The following is a 4,884-nucleotide window of genomic DNA, read 5'->3' as shown; positions in this document are numbered from 1 at the left end:
TGGCACACTATTGAGTTCTCAAACAACAGACACACCCGGCACCACCCAAACCAAACATTCAGGATCGCTCCGGAGCAACTTTTCAAACTTACCCGACCCGGCAAAGCTTTGCAAATCAGCGTTTCCACGATTCCCAGCCAGCAGGCAGGCCCCCACCCGTCCACAGCACACCGCTAAGCGCACCATTTTCCAGGCCATTTGAAAGGGGGTCGGTCGCTATCTTTCCGCATCAGCGGCGGCGACTCGAAAGACTCTACACGCCCCCAAAGGCCCACGCAAATCGGCCCCCGGCGGCGGATCAGCCCACTCTCAGGCGAGCCTTCTCGCCAGACCACGCGGAGAGCAAATGCCGGCGGCCCGGCGTCGCTGCCGTCCACCGAAATTGGCGTTCCGAATGCTAATTTGCGCGTTGCAGGCTCAACTAGACAGAACAGTCTGTCTCGCATAAATTTCAGGTAGATCGCTGGCCCCTTTGGCGGAGATCCGTTATCGCTGAAGCAGAAACGGCGGATCAATGTACATGCCCTTTTGAGGAGCCAAAAATGCACGCCACCCAGTTTGAACAGTTTGTTGCAGAGGCGCTCACCACGGAGCGCGAGACCGACACGGTCCTCGGCCCGGACGAGCTTTATGGCCTGTACACGAGCTGGTGCCTGATTCACAACGTGCAGCCGGATGCCCCAGCCGCTTTGTTTGCAGCGCTCAAGGCAAACGGCATCGATCCGCAGAACTGCGAACTGGCGATGACCGGGCCTGCAGCCGCAGATTACATCCTCGCGAGCGCCCCCAGCCTCATCTAGGCCGACACCGGAAAGAGCCGATGGAAATCGGCTCTTTCCGTGTACCCAAAACTTTGTCTCTGGCGCACACTGCTGTCATAACGCTTCAACGCACTCATATCGCCGGCCCCCAGGGCAGGGCGGGAATCAAGGTACCCCATGGCCGTACAACCCGGCATCCCAGAAGGCACAGTCATTGGCGGCAGGTACCGCGTGGTGGAGCAAATCGGCTCCGGCGCCATGGCGAACGTGTACCGGGCCGTGGATGAGTCCCTTCAGCGCGAGGTTGCCCTCAAGGTGATTAACCGAAGCAACGCGGCGCACGAAGCGGCACGCGATGATGACGCTGAAGTAAAAGTCCTCGCGGCCCTGAACCACCACAGCCTGATCACGCTCCTTGACGCCGGCGTGGACCGGGAAGAGCTTGGCCGCAGCCGCATTTACATGGTCATGGAGCTTGTCGAGGGCCCTGATCTCAAGCGCCGCCTCGTCGAAGGCCCGCTCTCCTCCCGGCACACGGCCGAGATCGGCTACGACGTGGCGGACGCCCTGGCCTACATCCATGAAAGCGGCGTGGTGCACCGCGACGTGAAGCCCGGCAACATCCTGGTGTTCGACTACCAGCACGACACCGCACGGATGCACGCAAAACTGACGGATTTCGGCATCGCGCTCATGGCTGATGCGCCGAACCTGCCCGACGGCGGATTCCTTGGCACCGCGGGCTACCTGAGCCCGGAGCAGGCGAAGGCCCAGCCCATTGGGCCGCCCAGCGATGTGTACTCCCTGGGCCTGGTGCTGCTCGAGAGCCTAACCGGGCAGCAGGCCTTTCCGGGTGACCCGCTGCAGAGCGCCCTCGCCCGCCTGATGGACGACCCCCACATCCCTGACGACGTTGAGCCGGAGTGGCGGCTCCTCCTGGCCGCAATGACGGCGCGGAATCCGGAGGATAGGCCCTCCACCAGCGAGGTAAGCCAGGCCCTGTACGAACTGTCCCTGAGCAGCCGGGGAAAGCATAAGGTGGATGCCTCTGTCCTTCCCGCTGACGAGGAAGCCCGGATGGAGGCGGTGCACAGCTACGGCATCCTCGACACTCCCCCAGATGGCGCCTTCGACAGAATCACGGCGCTGGCCGCCAGGCTTTTCTCGGTGCCGGTGGCGATCGTGTCGATCGTCGATCATGACCGGATCTGGTTCAAGTCCCACCACGGCTTGGACGTTGGGCAGATCAGCAGGGAGCCCGGCCTCTGCGCGTCAGCGATTATGCAGGATGGTCTCTGGGTGGTGGAGAACGCCCCGGAGGACCCGCGGACGCTCCTCAATCCGCTCGTGGCCGGTGAGTTCGGCCTGAAGTTCTATGCCGGCGCTCCCCTCAAGACCAGGGACGGATACAATCTGGGCACCCTGTGCATCCTCGACTTCGAACCGCGCACCATGTCCCCGGAGGACAACGCCAATCTGCGCGATTTGGCCGCAATGGTCATGACCGACCTTGATCTGCGGCTTGACGCAGCCGGGTTGACCGGCACTCCGATGGACTCGGCCGTCGGCAACTAGCACGCACTGGAACTGGGAATTAGGGCTGGCAACCAGCGCGGCCAACCAAGACCGAAGCCTGCGCATGTGAGGACATGCGCGTCAAATTGTCCCGTCACAAGCTTTCTCTAGGCTGCCCCGACCACCATAAGTGCTGTCTGTAAACGCAATTGGGGGCGACATGGACTTGCGTTTCAAGCTCTACTTCCGGTCCCAGAGCATGGGAGGTCGGCAGTGGCAATTTTGGACATCCACATCAACGACGGCGACGTTGCGATGGTGAACGGTTGGCTGGCTCACCACGGGGGTTTCAGTGAACCGAGCCCCTCCGTCCCGACCTCTCTGAATCCGCGCCAGTTCATGGCCAGGCACGCACACTGGGCCCCCTTTGCTCCACGGAGAACTACGGTCACCGCAGCCTGAGCGGCCCCCCGGGACCGCTCAATTAAGCCCGACGGCGGGAGGACGCCAGCGTCGCCGCCCACCCGTCGCCGGGGTCACTTTGGAATCCCCACCAGGGGAACCGGGTACCCGGTGCCTGCCGTGATGAGGCCCAGGCCGAGGACCACTGATTCCGGAATGCCGTCTAGGAGTGCCCCGACGGCGATGGCCGTGCCGCTGCCCGGATCGTCCTTTTCGGTGGGCTGCGGGTCAATTGCCGGGCGTTAGTTTTCCGGGTTGGAGCCGGTGCCAGCCCCGGGTGATGCAGGCCCAGATCGCCCCCATGGTTGCCGTGGCCGCGGCGACTGTCATTGCAGCGGTGACCGTCTCGCCAGCGGCGAAGAAGCGGATGGTGAGTCCCGTGAGGTAGGCGAGTCCGACGGCGGCCGCCACACCCAGCGCGAACAGCACCAGTCCCGCTGCGGTGCTTAGGGTGCGCTTCGCGGCAGCTGGTCGGGCGGCGCTGCCGGGTTCAGCGCGCTCGAGTGGAGCGCGCCCGACGTCGGCTCGCTTAGCCCCGGCCCGGTTCAGCGGCAGCAGGTCGACGCTGCCGGCCCCAGCGTTCCCGCCACTGTCGGCAATCCGGCGGGTACCGGCGTCGGGCGCCACCGCGAAGGTGGCATCCGGCTCCCCCGGCGATTCAGCCTCCGGGTCGGCGTCGGTGCGGACGCGCCGGCCACGGCGGCGCTTGCCGACCGCCGTCGTCGGCTCTTCCCAGACCTCGGCCAGGGTACTGAACCTGCGAGTGTCCGCGATGGCCAGCACTATCCGGGCGCAGGCCAGCGCGTGCGCCCGCGGTTCATGCCGCTGAACCGGAGGAAGGTCCAGGGCGGAGAGCACGTCGCTGAGGCGGTGCTGCGGCAGGGGCAGGTGGTCCTGGGCGAGGTGCAGCGCGCAGTAGAAGTCCTTGGCCGGCAGGTCCAGGTGCCGGTGCTCGGTGGCTTGGCGCATCACGGAGGCGTCGTAGGCGGCGTCGAACGCCACGAGCGGGTCCTCACAGACGAACTGCAGGATGCCTTCGAGTGACATCTCCCAGTCGGCGGCGTTCTGGACGTCGTGTTCGGTGATGCCGTGGAGCTCCACGTTGATGGGATCAAAGTCGTCGATGCCGGGCGGCGGCTTGATGAGCCACGACGCCGCATCCACGATGCGGCCGTCCCGGACCTTCACCAGGCCGACGGCGCACGCCGAGCCGCGGTGGCTGTTGGCCGTTTCGAAGTCGATGGCCGTAAAACTGATTCCTGACATGCTTGCCTCCCCAGGGCATGGCGCGGGAGGCCGCAAGCGCCGTTGCTTGTGACCTCCCGCACATGACTTCGCCATTCTTGCAGAGGGGATGCCGGATTACGTCCTCTGCCAAAAATGTGACGTGCGCCATTCGGCCAATGAAAAGACCGTTGACAGGCCGCCCGGGCGGGAGTAGCAAAGCCTCAGGCGGTCCAATCCCGGGCCGTCTCAGGTGGTTCCGCAAGTTTTAGGAGCAAGTCATGCCTGTCGCCGTCATCCTGGATATTCCCGGGGCAACGCTTGAGCAGTACGACCAAGTCATCGAAAAAATGGGCTTCACCAAGGGCGGGCCAGGCGCCCCGGGCGGCCTGACGCACTGGGTGTCGGCCACGGAAAATGGCATCCGTGTGGTGGACACCTGGCAGAGCCGGGAGGCATTCGAGGCATTCACCCGGGAGAAGACCGAACCTTTCATGGCCGAGGTGGGTATGTCGGAGAAGCCGGACATCACCTTCTTCGAGGTCCACAATTTCCTGACCGCAGGGCCGGAAGCTTAGACGTAATCCGCTGCTTCAAAGGAGAAGTATCATGGCTGTTTCACTCGTCCTGCACCGTGTTGACGACTACGACGCTTGGCGCAAGGTTTACGATTCCGTCGCCGGATTGCAGAAGGACGGCGGTGTGACCAACGAGTCCGTCTACCGCATGGACGGCGATCCGAACAACGTCCTGGTGATCCACCACTTCGACACCGTGGACACCGCCAAGGCGTTCTTCGCCAACCCTGATCTGAAGGACGCAATGCAGCGCGGTGGCGTCCAGGGCGAACCTCGGATCGAGTTCTTCGAATAGCCGCGGTTTCAGGAAAGCCCGACGGCGGGTGGCCGGCAATGGTTGCCGG

At 64.0% G+C, this 4,884-nt stretch carries 5 protein-coding genes and 1 pseudogene; 4 read left to right on the top strand and 2 right to left on the bottom strand.

Features of this window, described 5'->3' with window-relative positions; all coding sequences use genetic code 11:
* The first annotated feature begins 542 nt into the window (after positions 1-542).
* A complete protein-coding gene (locus ACFQ50_RS24300; protein WP_377998194.1) occupies positions 543-800 on the top strand; it encodes a hypothetical protein in 258 nt (85 codons plus the stop codon).
* A gap of 138 nt (positions 801-938) precedes the next feature.
* Positions 939-2,336, top strand: coding sequence for a GAF domain-containing serine/threonine-protein kinase (locus tag ACFQ50_RS24295; protein WP_377998193.1), 1,398 nt, complete (start codon positions 939-941; stop codon positions 2,334-2,336).
* A 485-nt stretch (positions 2,337-2,821) separates the two neighbouring features.
* On the opposite strand, the pseudogene ACFQ50_RS24290 reads toward ACFQ50_RS24295, so the two are convergent.
* Both ACFQ50_RS24290 and ACFQ50_RS24285 read right to left on the bottom strand, forming a co-directional pair.
* Positions 2,822-2,962, bottom strand: a pseudogene (locus ACFQ50_RS24290) (ZIP family zinc transporter); the annotation flags it as partial.
* Between the two features lie 4 nt (positions 2,963-2,966).
* Positions 2,967-4,004: an exonuclease domain-containing protein gene (locus ACFQ50_RS24285; protein WP_377998192.1), complete on the bottom strand. Its 1,038-nt coding sequence runs from the start codon at positions 4,002-4,004 to the stop codon at positions 2,967-2,969.
* Between the two features lie 239 nt (positions 4,005-4,243).
* Between ACFQ50_RS24285 and ACFQ50_RS24280 the strand changes: the two genes are divergently transcribed.
* Both ACFQ50_RS24280 and ACFQ50_RS24275 read left to right on the top strand, forming a co-directional pair.
* Complete coding sequence (locus ACFQ50_RS24280; protein ID WP_377998191.1) at positions 4,244-4,540, top strand: hypothetical protein; 297 nt, start codon at positions 4,244-4,246, stop codon at positions 4,538-4,540.
* 31 nt (positions 4,541-4,571) lie between these two features.
* On the top strand, positions 4,572-4,835 hold the full coding sequence (locus ACFQ50_RS24275) for a hypothetical protein (RefSeq protein ID WP_377998190.1): 264 nt from the start codon (positions 4,572-4,574) through the stop codon (positions 4,833-4,835).
* Positions 4,836-4,884 lie beyond the last annotated feature (49 nt).

The sequence above is a fragment of the Arthrobacter sp. NPDC056493 genome (assembly GCF_042795115.1).
Taxonomy (GTDB): Bacteria; Actinomycetota; Actinomycetes; order Actinomycetales; family Micrococcaceae; genus Arthrobacter.
This window is presented reverse-complemented; position numbering and strand designations above follow the sequence as displayed.

Bases quoted from the DNA above. Each gene is read 5' to 3' on its own strand.
- ACFQ50_RS24300 (WP_377998194.1), top strand. From the start codon at position 543: ATGCACGCCACCCAGTTTGAACAGTTTGTTGCAGAGGCGCTCACCACG.
- ACFQ50_RS24295 (WP_377998193.1), top strand. From the start codon at position 939: ATGGCCGTACAACCCGGCATCCCAGAAGGCACAGTCATTGGCGGCAGG.
- ACFQ50_RS24285 (WP_377998192.1), bottom strand. From the start codon at position 4,004: ATGTCAGGAATCAGTTTTACGGCCATCGACTTCGAAACGGCCAACAGC.
- ACFQ50_RS24280 (WP_377998191.1), top strand. From the start codon at position 4,244: ATGCCTGTCGCCGTCATCCTGGATATTCCCGGGGCAACGCTTGAGCAG.
- ACFQ50_RS24275 (WP_377998190.1), top strand. From the start codon at position 4,572: ATGGCTGTTTCACTCGTCCTGCACCGTGTTGACGACTACGACGCTTGG.